This window comes from Pseudomonas jessenii (assembly GCF_002236115.1).
Lineage (GTDB): Bacteria > Pseudomonadota > Gammaproteobacteria > Pseudomonadales > Pseudomonadaceae > Aquipseudomonas > Aquipseudomonas jessenii.
The window spans coordinates 1-14,120 of sequence record NZ_NIWT01000005.1 but is presented as its reverse complement, the minus strand read 5'-3'; the positions used below and the strand labels follow the sequence as shown (position 1 = coordinate 14,120).

At 58.1% G+C, this 14,120-nt stretch carries 15 protein-coding genes; 6 read left to right on the top strand and 9 right to left on the bottom strand.

The features are described 5' to 3' along the window. The first annotated feature begins 128 nt into the window (after positions 1-128). On the top strand, positions 129-830 hold the full coding sequence (locus tag PSJE_RS16845; RefSeq protein WP_090451726.1) for a lipoate--protein ligase family protein: 702 nt from the start codon (positions 129-131) through the stop codon (positions 828-830). A 10-nt stretch (positions 831-840) separates the two neighbouring features. Here the strand turns inward: PSJE_RS16845 and crp are convergent, their stop codons facing one another. Next, a complete protein-coding gene (crp, locus tag PSJE_RS16840; RefSeq protein WP_057713088.1) occupies positions 841-1,485 on the bottom strand; it encodes a cAMP-activated global transcriptional regulator CRP in 645 nt (214 codons plus the stop codon). A gap of 228 nt (positions 1,486-1,713) precedes the next feature. Here crp and PSJE_RS16835 point away from each other — a divergent pair, with 228 nt between their 5' ends. Together PSJE_RS16835 and speD are read left to right on the top strand one after the other, a co-directional pair. After that, positions 1,714-2,136, top strand: coding sequence for an OsmC family protein (locus PSJE_RS16835; RefSeq protein ID WP_008061600.1), 423 nt, complete (start codon positions 1,714-1,716; stop codon positions 2,134-2,136). 239 nt (positions 2,137-2,375) lie between these two features. Next, positions 2,376-3,167 carry an adenosylmethionine decarboxylase gene (gene speD, locus PSJE_RS16830; protein WP_057713089.1) on the top strand — a complete coding sequence of 264 codons (792 nt, stop codon included), beginning with the start codon at positions 2,376-2,378 and terminating at the stop codon, positions 3,165-3,167. Positions 3,168-3,345: 178 nt separating this feature from the next. Here speD and coq7 read toward each other — a convergent pair whose 3' ends face one another. The 6 genes from coq7 to hemJ form a co-directional block, all read right to left on the bottom strand. After that, positions 3,346-3,993: a 2-polyprenyl-3-methyl-6-methoxy-1,4-benzoquinone monooxygenase gene (gene coq7, locus PSJE_RS16825; protein WP_090457704.1), complete on the bottom strand. Its 648-nt coding sequence runs from the start codon at positions 3,991-3,993 to the stop codon at positions 3,346-3,348. Between the two features lie 225 nt (positions 3,994-4,218). Then, positions 4,219-4,557 (bottom strand): histidine triad nucleotide-binding protein, encoded by a 339-nt coding sequence (locus PSJE_RS16820; RefSeq protein WP_057713090.1) that lies wholly within the window; start codon positions 4,555-4,557, stop codon positions 4,219-4,221. An 80-nt stretch (positions 4,558-4,637) separates the two neighbouring features. Continuing rightward, a complete protein-coding gene (locus PSJE_RS16815) occupies positions 4,638-5,426 on the bottom strand; it encodes an SDR family NAD(P)-dependent oxidoreductase (protein WP_032829767.1) in 789 nt (262 codons plus the stop codon). A gap of 61 nt (positions 5,427-5,487) precedes the next feature. Then, entirely contained in the window at positions 5,488-6,453 is a 966-nt protein-coding gene (locus tag PSJE_RS16810; protein WP_090451724.1) for a DUF805 domain-containing protein, read from the bottom strand. A gap of 93 nt (positions 6,454-6,546) precedes the next feature. After that, entirely contained in the window at positions 6,547-7,515 is a 969-nt protein-coding gene (locus PSJE_RS16805; RefSeq protein ID WP_090451722.1) for an NAD(P)H-dependent flavin oxidoreductase, read from the bottom strand. 33 nt (positions 7,516-7,548) lie between these two features. Then, positions 7,549-7,977, bottom strand: coding sequence for a protoporphyrinogen oxidase HemJ (hemJ, locus tag PSJE_RS16800; RefSeq protein WP_090451721.1), 429 nt, complete (start codon positions 7,975-7,977; stop codon positions 7,549-7,551). Positions 7,978-8,112: 135 nt separating this feature from the next. Here hemJ and argC point away from each other — a divergent pair, with 135 nt between their 5' ends. Both argC and erpA read left to right on the top strand, forming a co-directional pair. After that, complete coding sequence (gene argC, locus PSJE_RS16795; protein WP_007980174.1) at positions 8,113-9,147, top strand: N-acetyl-gamma-glutamyl-phosphate reductase; 1,035 nt, start codon at positions 8,113-8,115, stop codon at positions 9,145-9,147. A 166-nt stretch (positions 9,148-9,313) separates the two neighbouring features. Then, complete coding sequence (gene erpA, locus PSJE_RS16790; protein ID WP_007906865.1) at positions 9,314-9,664, top strand: iron-sulfur cluster insertion protein ErpA; 351 nt, start codon at positions 9,314-9,316, stop codon at positions 9,662-9,664. 66 nt (positions 9,665-9,730) lie between these two features. Here the strand turns inward: erpA and PSJE_RS16785 are convergent, their stop codons facing one another. Further along, a complete protein-coding gene (locus PSJE_RS16785) occupies positions 9,731-10,822 on the bottom strand; it encodes an anhydro-N-acetylmuramic acid kinase (RefSeq protein WP_090451719.1) in 1,092 nt (363 codons plus the stop codon). A 3-nt stretch (positions 10,823-10,825) separates the two neighbouring features. Then, positions 10,826-12,250, bottom strand: coding sequence for a peptidoglycan DD-metalloendopeptidase family protein (locus tag PSJE_RS16780; protein ID WP_090451717.1), 1,425 nt, complete (start codon positions 12,248-12,250; stop codon positions 10,826-10,828). 211 nt (positions 12,251-12,461) lie between these two features. Here PSJE_RS16780 and tyrS point away from each other — a divergent pair, with 211 nt between their 5' ends. After that, positions 12,462-13,661, top strand: coding sequence for a tyrosine--tRNA ligase (tyrS, locus tag PSJE_RS16775; RefSeq protein WP_090451715.1), 1,200 nt, complete (start codon positions 12,462-12,464; stop codon positions 13,659-13,661). Positions 13,662-14,120: the final 459 nt, after the last annotated feature.

Here is a 14,120-nt window from a genome sequence, read left to right as displayed (position 1 = left end):
AGCTCGCTCCCACAGGGTTTGATGGTGGCCACAAAATCTATGAGCTGCCGGGATCAAATGTGGGAGCGAGCTTGCTCGCGATAGCGGCATAAGAAGCACCACAGACTTTATGTCCTACGGAATACCTTATGACCTCACCAATTTCCCTGACCATCGAAGCTGGCCTGAAAGCCGAACAGGATCTGTTGGCCTCGGTATGCGCCGGCGACGCGGAGTTCGGCCTGCTGTTTTGGCAGCCGAGCGATCGGGCGCTGGTCATGCCGCGCCGTTTGAACCGCCTGCCCGGTTTCGAGGCTGCATGTGAAGTGTCGGCGGCGGCAGGTTGGCCGGTGTTGTTGCGTGAAACCGGTGGCGAGCCGGTGCCGCAATCGGCCTCAACGATCAATATCGCACTGGTTTACGCGCCGCCGCGCAGCGAAGGGGATCTGAATCGCATCGAAACCGGTTACCACCGTTTGTGCGATCCGATTTGTCAGTTGCTGGATGAGTTGGGTGGTACTTCGTCCCTGGGTGAAATCGAAGGCGCTTTCTGTGACGGTCGCTTCAACGTCAACCTCGATGGACGCAAAATGGTCGGAACCGCCCAGCGCTGGCGCCAGAGTCAGGGGGGGCAGCGTCCGGTAGGACTGGTGCACGGAGCGATGCTGATCGATAACGAGCGAGCGTCAATGGTCGCCGCGGTCAATCGTTTCAACGAGGCCTGCGGTCTGGAGCAACGGGTACGCGCCGAAAGCCACATCGCGCTGCATGAGAAGTTCGCGGCACCCCATGCACTGGCACGTCTGGACGAACTCTACCGGTTGATGCTGGCGCAGATGTTCAGCGGCTAGGTTTTCGAGCTTATCGCGTACCGAAGACCACCATGGTCTTGCCTTTGACGTCCACCAGGTTGCGTTCTTCCAGATCCTTGAGCACGCGACCGACCATCTCCCGCGAACAACCGACAATCCGCCCGATTTCCTGACGGGTCACCTTGATTTGCATGCCATCGGGGTGCGTCATGGCGTCTGGCTGTTTGCACAGCTCCAGCAGACAGCGGGCGACTCGACCGGTTACATCAAAGAATGCCAGGTCACCGACCTTGCGCGTAGTGTTGCGCAGGCGCTGTGCGATTTGTCCGCTGAGGACGTAAAGAATATCTGGATCCTGCAGGGACAACTCGCGGAACTTCGCGTAGCTGATTTCTGCGACTTCGCATTCAACCTTGGCCCGCACCCAGGCGCTGCGCTCCTGCTCCAGGCCGGCCTGCTCAAACAGACCCAACTCGCCGAAAAAGTCCCCGGGGTTCAGGTAGGAAATGATCATTTCCCGGCCGTCGTCATCTTCGATCAGGATGGTGACTGAGCCTTTGATGATGAAGAACAGCGTTTCCGAGCGGTCGCCGGCACAAATGATGTTGCTCTTGGCCTGATAACGGCGGCGCTGGCAATGCATCAACAGCTTGTCGAGGTTCTTGATCTTGGGGTTGGGGGCAATAGCAACCATGGTTGTATCCCGAAAAGACTGCACGGTGTGTTTGGTTTTTATGAATAGTGAACGCTGGAGTAAAGCTGGCCATGCGCCATTGAATTGGCGTCAGCTTAACAGACACTTCCTGCAATATTCGAGCATTTACCTACAAGGCAGTGGGATATGTCCTAGGACGCCGGGCGCTGTCAATCACGGGGCCTGTGCTAAGCTGGCGACCCTTTTTTATACAGTGGAGTCTTGGCGATGAAGGCACGCATCCAATGGGCTGGCGAAGCCATGTTCCTCGGCGAATCCGGTAGCGGTCATGTCGTGGTCATGGACGGTCCGCCCGATGCCGGCGGACGTAACCTGGGTGTCCGGCCGATGGAAATGTTGCTGCTGGGTGTCGGCGGCTGCAGCAATTTCGATGTGGTCAGCATCCTCAAGAAGTCCCGCCAGGCGGTCGAAAGCTGTGAGGCCTTCCTCGAAGCCGAGCGCGCGACCGAAGATCCAAAGGTGTTCACCAAGATCCACATGCATTTCGTGGTCAAGGGCCGCGGGCTGAAAGAAGCCCAGGTCAAACGTGCCATCGAGCTGTCTGCCGAGAAGTATTGCTCGGCCTCGATCATGCTCGGCGCGGCCGGTGTCGAGATTACTCACGACTACGAAATCATCGAGCTCGGTTGAATCGACATTCAACTATCATAAAAGCAGTGCAGACTCTGGCGATCCCAAGCTGACGTCTGCATAATGCGCCACTTTTTTCAGGGTAGTGGCCCGTCAGCCGACAGGCCTCGCACCCGAACAGACAACCAAAATCGCCATCGCGAAGAGGTGTTAACCGTCCTACGCAGGTGCGTTGTTCGCATCTGACGGGCATGCTTGATCACGCGGCCGGGCCGCAAACACATAGAGAGTTTTTAACGGTGAAAAGCAAACTCAAGCTCCACGGGTTCAATAACCTGACAAAGACCTTGAGCTTCAACATCTATGACATCTGCTACGCGGAAACTCCGCAAGACCAGCAGGCTTACGTCGAGTACATCAATAAAGAGTACAACGCGAAACGCCTGACGCAGATCCTCACGGAAGTTGTCGATATCATTGGTGCCAACATCCTGAACATTGCCAGTCAGGACTATGAGCCACAGGGCGCCAGCGTCACGATTCTGATTTCTGAAGAACCGGTGACCCCGACCGATAGCCAGATCGAAGAGTCCCCGGGCCCGTTGCCCGAAATCATCCTGGCCCACCTCGACAAGAGCCACATCACGGTGCACACGTACCCGGAAATCCATCCGGACGACGGCATTGCAACCTTCCGTGTGGACATCGACGTGTCGACTTGCGGGGTCATTTCACCGCTTAAAGCGCTCAACTTCCTGATTCACCAGTTCGATTCGGACATCGTGACCGTGGATTACCGTGTGCGCGGCTTCACCCGTGACGTTGAAGGCAAAAAACACTTCATCGACCACGAGATCAATTCGATCCAGAACTACCTCTCCGATGACACTTACGACGCGTACCAGATGACCGACGTGAACGTGTATCAGGAAAACCTGTTCCACACCAAGATGCTGCTGAAGAACTTCGAACTGGATAACTACCTGTTCGGCGACGCCACCAGCAACCTGTCCTCTGAGCAGCGCGCCCAGGTGACCGAGCGGGTGAAACACGAAATGCTCGAAATCTTCTACGCGCGCAATATGGCGTAAGATTTTCGGACACAAAAAAGGCGACTCCCTCACGGCAGTCGCCTTTTTTGTGTCTGGTGCTGGCCCTTGTAGGAGCGAACTTGCTCGCGATGGACGTTAACGATAACGCGTGTTTTCTGGATAAACGCGTTGCCCTCAGGTTTATCGCGAGCAAGCTCGCTCCTACAAAAAAACGGAGTCAGATCCGATAAGTACTCTTGGTCATCACCTTGGCCATCAGGCTCATCCCGAACTTCACCGGTGCCGGAAAGCGGAACCCGCCAGCATCCAGCGCACTTTCGGCATGTTGTTTTTCATCGATACGCATCTGTTCAAGAATCGCCCGGGATTTTTCATCCTCGGCCGGCAATTGCTCCAGATGTTCGTTCAGGTGTTTGCACACCTGGTCTTCCGTTGCCGCAACGAACCCCAGGCTGACTTTGTCGCTGATCAGGCCGGCCACTGCGCCAATCCCGAACGACATGCCATAAAACAGCGGATTGAGGATGCTGGTGTGGCTACCCAGTTGATGGATGCGTTGTTCGCACCAGACCAGGTGATCGATTTCTTCTTCGGCGGCATGCTCCATCGCAGCACGCACTTGCGGCAGCTTGGCGGTCAGCGCCTGTCCCTGGTACAGCGCCTGGGCGCAGACTTCGCCGGTGTGGTTGATGCGCATCAGGCCGGCAACGTGGCGCGTGTCTTCGTCGCTCATTTTCGCATCCGGCTGCACGATGGCGGGCGACGGACGGTACGGCTGGCCGCTGAAGGGCAGCAGTGTGCGCATCGCGGCATCGGCTTGCAGCAGAAGGCGGTCAATTGGCGAGTAGTGACGTTGGGTTGTCATGCTGACCTCCGGGGGAATTTCGGCGGCCAGTTTAACCCAATCGGCCGGGGAAGGTTTGCGCTGGGTCATTGTGATGCAGAGACTGTGACAGTGTCGTGATGCCTTTTGTGGGAGCGGGCTTGCTCGCGAAGAGGGTCTGACATTCAGCATCCATGCTGGCTGATACTCCGTCTTCGCGATCAAGTCGGATCGCCGCACCGCCGCTCCCACAGGGGGAGGCAGCAATCAGCCCGGAGGCCAGTGCATCTGGCGCTGACCCAGTACGTGCATATGTATGTGATAGACAGTTTGCCCACCCAGTTCATTGCAGTTCATGACGACGCGGAAGCCGTCTTCGCAACCCAGTTCCTTTGCCAGGCGCTGGGCGGTGAACAGGATGTGCCCCGCCAATGTCTTGTCGTCCTCGGTCAGGTCGTTCAGGGTGCGAACGGGTTTCTTCGGGACCACCAGGAAATGTACCGGTGCCTGTGGGGCAATGTCGTGGAAGGCCAGTACCTGGTCGTCCTCGTAAATGATCTTCGCCGGGATTTCCCGGTTGATGATCTTGGTGAACAGAGTATCCACAGCTGTTTTCTCCGTTGTTTGGGCTGGCCTGAGTGTACTCATGGCGTATGCCTGCGCCCAGCCTTTTACCTTGGGTTGGATCAGCGCGGGCAGTAGGCCTTGTTGACCATGCCGGCGATTGTGCGAGTCAGCCACCGCGAGCCAAGCCGCGGCAGGAAGGCGAACCAGCGGTTGCGCCGCCCGGGAATGATGATCGCCTTATTCTTTTCCAGTGCGCGCACGGTGTAGAGCGCCACTTCCTCGGGGCTCATCAGCAGTTTGCTGTTGGTCAGCTTTTCGCTGTCGAGTTGCGCGGTACGGAAAAACGCCGTGCGGGTCGGCCCGGGGCAGAGCACCGAAACCTTGATCGCACATTTTTTCAGCTCGACGCGCAATCCTTCGGAAAAGTGCAGCACATACGCCTTGCTGGCGTAATAGGTGCTCATCCACGGCCCCGGCTGAAACGCCGCCACAGAGGCCACATTCAGAATCTGCCCGCCGCCTTGCAGGGCCATGCTGTTGCCGATGGCATGGCACAGGCGGGTGAGGGCGAGGATGTTCACTTCGATCAGGTCTTGCTCGGTCATCCAGTCCTGGGCCAGAAACGGGCCGCATGTGCCGATACCGGCGCAGTTGACCAGCAGATCGATTTGCCGGTCGCCTTCTTCCAGCTCCAGCAGGAATCCGGACAGGCGCAGCGGCTCGCCCAGGTCGCAGGCACGGAACAGCACTTCCACGCCGAACCGTTGGGTCAGTTCAATCGCAATACTTTCCAGCTGATCACGTTGTCGGGCCACCAGAATCAGGCTGCGGCCGCGCCGGGCCAGCGCTTCGGCCATTGCCAGGCCGATGCCGCTGGAGGCGCCAGTGATCAGAGCGTAACGGGTCATGCAGTTCTCCATCGCAACAGCTCCGCGCCGCGACGCAGGTGTCAGGGGCCAGGAGCGCTGTTCATTCTTTCGCAGAGTCTACAGGGGGCTGGGCCTCTTCGGCTGCATCGTCGGAGGAATTTGGCACCGGTTCGACCTCGACTTCGATTTCATCGGTGGTGACCGAACTGCTGTCGTAGCTGCTCTGGGCGGCACTTTTGTATTCTTCCCGTATCGCTGTGAGACCACCGGCCAGCGAGCCGAACAGAACCAGCGCGATAACGATCAGCCACAGCGAAGACAGTACCTTGACTGCGGTACTGTTCGGCGGAGGCGGCGGGCCGTAGCGGTTGGCGGTGTCGTTGCCCGGCACAACCATGATCACGAACGGAAAGAAACTGCCAACGAACGGCACCAGGTTCAGCAGCCACAACCAGCCGGACCAGCCGACATCGTGCAAACGTTGAACGGTGATCTGGATGCTGACGAATACAAATCCGATGAACAGGATAAAGGCCAGCAAGCTGCCCAATATCAGGCCGGCGGTCGAATCTGCGCCGATGATAGCCAGGGCGACCAAGGCAAACACCCCGCAAACGGCCAGGAGCACAGTCGACAGCACCAGCGTCCAGGCGAGGTAGCGCAAGCGGCCGATACGGCCATCGAAACTGAAGGGTTTGAGCGTGGCGAATTCCGCTACGGCTTCGCCGACGGGCGCGCGCGGCGGCGCGTAAGGGGACTGCGGATCTGCAAAAGGCGCCTGGCTGCCGACCGGAGCATGGTCATGAACGTCGGCGAGGTTCAGCTCGATCGGCGTTTCGGCTTCGATGCGGGCGTCGATACCGGTTTTGCTCAGCGCCTGGAGATAGGTCTGGGCATCGGCGTGCGACAGGTTGCGTTTGAGCGCTACCGGACGCCCGGTGAACAGGCGCTCAATGGCCGTGACATCGCTTTTGAACAAATCGGCGAGATTGAGCTTTGCCGTGGTGATGTCGACACCGGGCAGCAAGGCGCCCTCGAATACGATTTTGAAATGATTTTCGCCCATGTGCGAAGCATCCTTGTCGCGAGAGGTTGAAAGAACAATGTTGTGCCCGGGCGAGTGTAAGTCCGGCCGGGCAAGACTGGCCAAGGTTTGCTGTCAGCGCGGCCAGCGTTTTGGCAGCTGGGCGGCATGCTCCAGGGCCTGGCGGTACTCCGCGTCGAGACGCGCAATCAACTGCTCGACACTCGGCAAGTCTTCGATTTCTCCCACGCCCTGGCCTGCAGACCAAACGGTCTTCCAGGCTTTGGCCTCATCGCTCACGGGTTTGAGCTTGGAACCGAAGTTGATCTCGCCCTTGCCTTGCAAGGCGGCCATGTCGAAACCGGCGGCCTCCAGGCTCTGGCGCATGAAGCTCGCGGGGACACCCGACACGGCTGGAGTATGGATGATGTCTGCCGCTTTGGATGTCAGCAGCATTTCTTTATAGGCGTCGGGCGCGTGACTTTCGGTCGTGCCGATAAATCGTGTACCAAAGTAGGCCAGATCCGCGCCGAGCAATTGAGCGGCAAGAATTTCGTGGCCGTGGTTCAAACAGCCGGCCAGTAACAGGGTCTTGTCGAAAAACTGGCGGATTTCGGCAATCAGTGAGAACGGGCTCCAGGTCCCCGCGTGTCCACCGGCGCCGGCAGCCACGGCGATCAAGCCATCCACGCCTGCTTCGGCCGCTTTCTCGGCATGACGACGAGTGGTCACATCATGGAACACCAGGCCGCCGTAGCTGTGCACCGCGTCGACCACTTCTTTCACTGCGCCCAGGCTGGTGATCACGATCGGCACTTTGTGCTCGACGCAGATCTGCAGATCCGCCTGTAAACGAGGATTGCTGTTGTGGACGATCAGGTTCACGGCATAAGGCGCTGGATTCTCCATTGTCGCCAGCCCGGCTTCGATTTCTTCCAGCCAGGCCTTGAAACCGCTGCTTTCGCGCTGGTTCAGCGCCGGGAAGCTGCCGACCACGCCCTGGCGACAACAGGCGAGTACCAATTGCGGATTGGAAATCAGGAACATCGGCGCCGCCACCACGGGCAGACGCAAACGTTCTTCGAGCAGAGCGGGCAGCGACATTGGAAGTACCCCGGTAAGTTGTGCCTGGTGGATTTAGAACGGCCGAACGACGACCAGAATTACGATAGCCAGCAATATCAGAACCGGCACTTCATTGAACCAGCGATAAAAGACATGGCTGCGGGTGTTCTCGCCACGGGCAAAACGTTTTACATGGGCGCCGCACATGTGGTGGTAGCCGATCAGCAACACGACCAGGGTCAGTTTGGCGTGTATCCAGCCACCCTGGCTGAAGATGCCTGGATTGAGGTAGATGAGCCAGCCGCCGAAGATCAGCGTGGCGATCATCGCCGGGCCCATGATGCCCCGGTACAGCTTGCGCTCCATGACGCTGAAGCGTTCCTTGCTGATCGTGTCTTCACTTTGTGCGTGATAAACGAACAGTCGTGGCAAGTAAAACAGGCCGGCAAACCAGCATACGACGCTGACGATATGAAACGCTTTGAGCCACAGATAGAGCATTTTTGGTTATTCCCCAATTCACGGTAGTGGGAATAGTAGGGGGTTGAGCGTCCGCACGTCACCTTGACGGTTGTCGCAGGGGCGCGCGGCCCCTATTATCGACGGCTTTCCAGTGGGTTCGTTGAGGGCAGGTTTATGGTCAAGGTCGGTATCGTCGGCGGCACGGGTTACACCGGTGTCGAACTGCTGCGTCTGTTGGCGCAACATCCGCAAGCTGAGGTGGTTGTCATCACTTCCCGATCCGAGGCTGGCCTGGCCGTGGCCGACATGTATCCGAACCTGCGAGGCCATTACGACGGCCTGGCGTTCAGCGTTCCGGACATCAAGACTCTGGGTGCCTGCGATGTGGTGTTCTTCGCCACACCGCACGGTGTTGCCCATGCCTTGGCGGGCGAGTTGCTGGCGGCCGGGACCAAGGTCATCGACCTGTCGGCGGACTTCCGTCTGCAAGATGCGGATGAATGGGCCAAGTGGTACGGCCAGCCGCACGGTGCACCGGAGTTGCTGGACGAGGCGGTCTACGGCTTGCCGGAAGTCAATCGCGAACAGATCAAGAAAGCGCGCCTGATTGCCGTGCCGGGCTGCTATCCAACTGCAACGCAATTGGGTTTCCTGCCATTGCTCGAAGCCGGCCTGGCCGATGCCGCGCATCTGATTGCTGACTGCAAGTCCGGCGTCAGCGGTGCCGGTCGTGGCGCTTCCGTAGGTTCGTTGTACTCCGAGACGTCGGAAAGCATGAAGGCTTATGCGGTCAAAGGTCACCGTCACCTGCCGGAGATTCGCCAGGGGCTGCGTCGCGCAGCAGGCAAGGACGTCGGCCTGACCTTCGTTCCGCACCTGACGCCGATGATTCGTGGCATTCACTCCACACTCTACGCAACCGTTGTTGATCGCTCGGTGGACCTGCAGGCGCTGTTTGAAAAGCGCTACGCCAACGAACCGTTCGTCGATGTGATGCCGGCCGGCAGCCATCCGGAGACGCGTAGCGTGCGGGGTGCCAACGTCTGCCGCATTGCCGTGCATCGCCCTCAGGACGGTGATCTGGTGGTGGTGCTGTCGGTGATCGACAACCTGGTCAAAGGTGCTTCGGGTCAGGCCGTGCAGAACATGAACATTCTGTTCGGGCTGGATGAGCGTCTGGGCCTGTCCCACGCCGGCATGCTGCCGTAAGCGTTATCGCGTACAGCAAAAGGCCCGTCTGACGGGCCTTTTTGCATTCCGGGCCGGCGACTGGATTGGTTGATATACCATAACAATAGTTGACCGCTTTTCTAGGAGAAGCGGATAATGCGCGTCATCACGCAATATGACGGCGTAACGCCGGGAGATAGTCAGCATGAGCGTCGAATCCTTCACCCCCACGGCTTTGCAATTCACCCACGGTGCCGCGCACAAGGTGAAGAGCCTGGTCGATGAAGAGGGGAATGATCGCTTGAAGCTGCGCGTATTCGTTACGGGCGGCGGTTGTTCAGGTTTTCAGTACGGCTTCACCTTCGATGAAGAAGTGGCCGATGACGACACCATCGTCGAGCGCGAAGGTGTGAGTCTGGTTGTCGATCCGATGAGCTTCCAGTACCTGGCAGGTGCCGAGGTGGACTACCAGGAAGGTCTGGAAGGGTCGCGTTTCGTCATCAAGAACCCGAATGCGACCACCACTTGTGGCTGTGGTTCTTCGTTCTCGATCTGATCAGCGCACCTGTTTCACAGAACGCCGCAGGGCCTTAGGGCCTTGCGGCGTTTTGCTGTCTGGTATTTATGCGGGGTAGATGGCGCCGAGGACCCGTAATCCACGGGCGCCGGTAACGCTTGGGCGATTGGCGGCGATGCCTTCGAGGCAGCAGTGAGCGAGCCAGGCAAACGCCATGGCTTCGACCCAGTCGGAATCGACGCCATATGCTGATGTGCTGCTGACTTTCGCCTTCGGCAGCAGACTGGCCAGGCGATTCATCAGTGCGGCGTTATGCGCGCCACCGCCGCAGACCAGCACTTCTTGAGTCTCTTTCTGGGCGCCTTGCAGCGATTCGATGATGGTCAGTGCGGTCAGCTCAAGCAGCGTTGCCTGTACGTCTTCGGCGGCGAAGGTCGGCAGCTGCGCCAGGTGCTGCATCAACCATGGCAGGTTGAAGACTTCTCGGCCGGTGCTCTTCGGGCCTTGGGTGACGAAGAAGGGGTCGCTGAGCAGTGCCTTCAACAGATCGGGTTCAACCTTGCCGCTGGCGGCCCATTGGCCGTCACGGTCATAGGTGTCGCCGCGCTGCTGATGAATCCAGGCATCCAGCAGCACATTCCCTGGGCCGCAGTCGAAACCGGCCACCGGTTTGCCGGGCTCGATCAGGCTGAGGTTGCTGAAACCGCCGATGTTCAGTACGGCACGGTTGCCGGCCCGCTCTTCGAACAAGGCTTCATGAAAGGCTGGAACCAGTGGAGCGCCTTGACCGCCGGCGGCTACGTCGCGGCTGCGGAAGTCGCTGACCACGGTGATACCCGTCAGCTCGGTCAGCAGCGCCGGGTTGCCGATTTGCACCGTGAAACCGCGCGCTGGTTCATGGCGAATGGTCTGGCCATGGCTGCCAATCGCGCGGATATCGTCAGGGATGAGGTGCTGTTGAGCGAGGAGGGTATTGATGCCCTGTGCCGCGAGCTTTACCCAGTTTTGCTGGGCGATGGCGGAGCGGGCAATCTCGTCCGGACCGCTGGCGCACAAGCCAAGCAGCTCTGTACGCAGGGAATCGGGCATGGGGATGTAGTGCGTGGCGATCAGCCTGATCGCCGGGGTCTGCTCGATCAGCGCGATGTCCAGGCCATCAAGGCTGGTCCCGGACATCACACCTATATAAAGCGCCATGACTTAACGCTTGGCCGAAGCCAGTTGAGTGGCTTTTTCCTGGTCCATGCGCGCCATCAGCGGTTGGCTCTGTGCCAGGAAGCGTGCGCGCTCGGCTTTGGAGATCGGATCGGCCATCGCGACTTTCTGGCCCAGCGGGTCGACGTGCACGCCATTCACCTGGAACTCGTAATGCAAGTGCGGACCGGTGGATAAGCCGGTGGTGCCGATATAGCCAATCACCTGGCCCTGTTTCACCGTGCCGCCAGTCTTCACGCCTTTGGCGAAGCCTTGCATGTGGCCGTAGAGCGTTGTGTAGGTGTTGCCGTGCTGGAGGATCACGGTATTGCCGTAGCCACCACGGCGGCCGGCCAGCAACACCTTGCCATCACCGGCAGCCTTGATCGGCGTGCCGCGCGGTGCAGCGTAGTCGACGCCTTTGTGGGCGCGGATCTTGTTCAGGATCGGGTGTTTGCGGCCCATGGAAAATTTCGAGCTGATGCGGGCGAAGTCCACCGGTGTGCGGATGAACGCCTTGCGCATGCTGTTGCCGTCAGCAGTGTAGTAACTGCTGTTGCCTTGTTTGTTGGTGTAGCGCACGGCGGTGTAGGTCTTGCCGCGGTTGGTGAAGCGCGCCGACAGGATCGGGCCAGTGCCGACGGCCTTGCCGTTGACCACTTTTTGCTCGTAGATCACGTCGAACTCGTCGCCCTGGCGAATATCCTGGGCGAAGTCCACGTCGTAGCCAAACACACTGGCCATGTCCATGGTCAGGCTGTGAGACAGGCCGGCCCGGGCTGCGGACTGCGACAGCGAGCTGTTGATCACGCCATGAACGTAAGCCGAGCGCACGGTTGGTTTTGCGGTAATGCGGTTGAAGGTATAGCCCTTGTCGTTCTTGGTCAGGCTGATGCTTTCGAGGTCGTTGAGCTTGCTGTGCAGGTTGGTCAACTGACCGTCAGGACTCAGTTCGAATTCGAGTTTTTGCCCGTGCTTGAGCTGGCTGAACTGCTTGGCCTGCTTGTCGCTGGCCAGCACGTCGTGCACTGAGGTGGCCGGGAGGCCGACTTTCTCGAACAGCGTAGAGAGGGTGTCACCCTTGGTGACGATCACTTCCCTGTGGCTTGCCGGCTTCTTTTCTTCGACGACCGGCACCGGTGCAGGTTCGGCTTGAGCAGTTTCCTGGGTGTCTTCGGCGCTGTTGTCGATCTGCGCGAAGGGGGAGGTTGCTGGTTCATTTGTGGCTTGAACGGCGTCAGCAGCGTCTTGTTCTTGTGTCAGTTGTTCAGCAGGGCTTTCCAGTTCAAGACTCAGGGTTGTCTTTTTGGCTTCAACATCGCTGGAAGGGAATACCAGGAGCGCCAGACTGAGAAGGGCGGCGATGCCACTTGCAGCAAGCAAGTGGGTCTTCGGGTAAAGCGGCGGCGCTTTAGACGATTCTGTGGTCATAAGTGGTTTTGACTTTGAAAAAGATGAATTGGAAAAGATGAATGACATGATGAAGATGAAATAACTGTATAAAATATAACCAAATCATCTCTGAAGCAAGTCCGTAGGCACTCTGTCTGCGGATTGGCGTCCGTGCGCCGGGCAAACCTTGTATTTGACGCGCGATCTTGTATGGTTGGTTCCCTTTGAATCTGAGCCTTGCGGGTCTGTTATGAAGTCGGTTGAAGAGCAGCTAGCGCTGATCAAACGTGGTGCGGAAGAACTGTTGGTCGGGTCCGAGCTGATTGAAAAGCTCAAGCGTGGCCAGCCGCTACGTATTAAGGCGGGCTTCGATCCAACGGCTCCGGATCTGCACTTGGGTCACACCGTGCTTATTAATAAGCTGCGCCAGTTCCAGGAGCTGGGGCATCAGGTGATCTTCCTGATTGGTGACTTCACCGGGATGATCGGCGACCCGAGTGGCAAGAGTGCCACGCGTCCGCCGCTCACTCGCGAGCAAGTCCTCGAGAATGCCGAGACCTACAAGACTCAGGTCTTCAAGATTCTGGATCCGGCAAAAACCGAAGTGGCATTCAACTCCACCTGGATGGATCAGATGGGGCCGGCCGACTTCATTCGCCTGACTTCGCAATACACCGTGGCTCGTATGCTCGAGCGCGATGACTTCGATAAGCGCTACACAACCAATCAGCCAATCGCCATTCATGAGTTCCTTTATCCGCTGGTTCAGGGTTATGACTCTGTGGCTCTGCGCGCAGACGTGGAGCTCGGCGGCACCGATCAGAAGTTCAACTTGCTGATGGGGCGTGAGCTGCAGCGTGGTTATGGTCAGGAAGCCCAGTGCATTTTGACCATGCCGCTGCTTGAAGGTCTGGATGGTGTGAAGAAGATGTCCAAGTCCTTGGGTAACTACGTCGGCATCCAGGAGGCGCCGGGTGTGATGTACGGCAAGCTGGTTTCCATTCCGGATGCGCTGATGTGGCGTTACTTCGAGTTGCTCAGCTTCCGCTCCATGGATGAGATCAATGCATTCCGCGCTGATGTCGAGGCGGGTGCCAATCCGCGCGATATCAAGATCAAGTTGGCTGAGGAGATCGTTGCGCGCTTCCATGGTGAGGAGGCTGCGGCCAATGCTCATCGTGCCGCCGGTAACCGTATGAAGGATGGCGAGCTGCCGGATGATCTGCCGGAAATCGAATTGACTGCTGCCGAAGACATGCCGATCGCTGCTGTCCTTAATAAAGCGGGGTTGGTTAAGAACTCGGCGGTGGCGCGAGATCTCCTGGGTTCCGGTGGTGTACGTATAGATGGTGAGGTTGTCGATCGCACCTTTATATACGCACTGGGCGCGACCCATGTTTGCCAGGCTGGGAAGAAGGCATTTGCGCGTATTACGCTCAAATCCGAATAAAGCTGAAATAAGGGGTTGACGGCGAATTCTAGAGGCCTATAATTCGCCCCACTTCCGGCGCAGTCGAAACGGAAAACTCCTTGGTAAACAAAGAGTTACGCAGTTTTCGGCAGCAGGTTGCTTCAGTTCATCGAAGCCGAAAGGGAGTTGAAAAAGAGGTGTTGACAGCAGCGTGTAACGCTGTAGAATTCGCCTCCCGCTGACGAGAGATCTGAAGCGCAAGTGGTTGAAGTTGAAAAGGAAACTTGGAAAACTTCTGAAAATAATCACTTGACAGCAAATGAGGCTGCTGTAGAATGCGCGCCTCGGTTGAGACGAAAGATCTTAACCAACCGCTCTTTAACAACTGAATCAAGCAATTCGTGTGGGTGCTTGTGGAGTCAGACTGCTAGTCAACAGATTATCAGCATCACAAGTTACTCCGCGAGAAATCAAAGATGTAACCAACGATTGCTGAGC

Excerpts from the sequence above, each read along its gene's own strand:
- PSJE_RS16845 (WP_090451726.1), top strand. The coding sequence starts at position 129 with ATGACCTCACCAATTTCCCTGACCATCGAAGCTGGCCTGAAAGCCGAA.
- crp (WP_057713088.1), bottom strand. The coding sequence starts at position 1,485 with ATGGTTGCTATTGCCCCCAACCCCAAGATCAAGAACCTCGACAAGCTG.
- PSJE_RS16835 (WP_008061600.1), top strand. The coding sequence starts at position 1,714 with ATGAAGGCACGCATCCAATGGGCTGGCGAAGCCATGTTCCTCGGCGAA.
- coq7 (WP_090457704.1), bottom strand. The coding sequence starts at position 3,993 with ATGACAACCCAACGTCACTACTCGCCAATTGACCGCCTTCTGCTGCAA.
- PSJE_RS16815 (WP_032829767.1), bottom strand. The coding sequence starts at position 5,426 with ATGACCCGTTACGCTCTGATCACTGGCGCCTCCAGCGGCATCGGCCTG.
- PSJE_RS16810 (WP_090451724.1), bottom strand. The coding sequence starts at position 6,453 with ATGGGCGAAAATCATTTCAAAATCGTATTCGAGGGCGCCTTGCTGCCC.
- PSJE_RS16805 (WP_090451722.1), bottom strand. The coding sequence starts at position 7,515 with ATGTCGCTGCCCGCTCTGCTCGAAGAACGTTTGCGTCTGCCCGTGGTG.
- hemJ (WP_090451721.1), bottom strand. The coding sequence starts at position 7,977 with ATGCTCTATCTGTGGCTCAAAGCGTTTCATATCGTCAGCGTCGTATGC.
- argC (WP_007980174.1), top strand. The coding sequence starts at position 8,113 with ATGGTCAAGGTCGGTATCGTCGGCGGCACGGGTTACACCGGTGTCGAA.
- erpA (WP_007906865.1), top strand. The coding sequence starts at position 9,314 with ATGAGCGTCGAATCCTTCACCCCCACGGCTTTGCAATTCACCCACGGT.
- PSJE_RS16785 (WP_090451719.1), bottom strand. The coding sequence starts at position 10,822 with ATGGCGCTTTATATAGGTGTGATGTCCGGGACCAGCCTTGATGGCCTG.
- PSJE_RS16780 (WP_090451717.1), bottom strand. The coding sequence starts at position 12,250 with ATGACCACAGAATCGTCTAAAGCGCCGCCGCTTTACCCGAAGACCCAC.
- tyrS (WP_090451715.1), top strand. The coding sequence starts at position 12,462 with ATGAAGTCGGTTGAAGAGCAGCTAGCGCTGATCAAACGTGGTGCGGAA.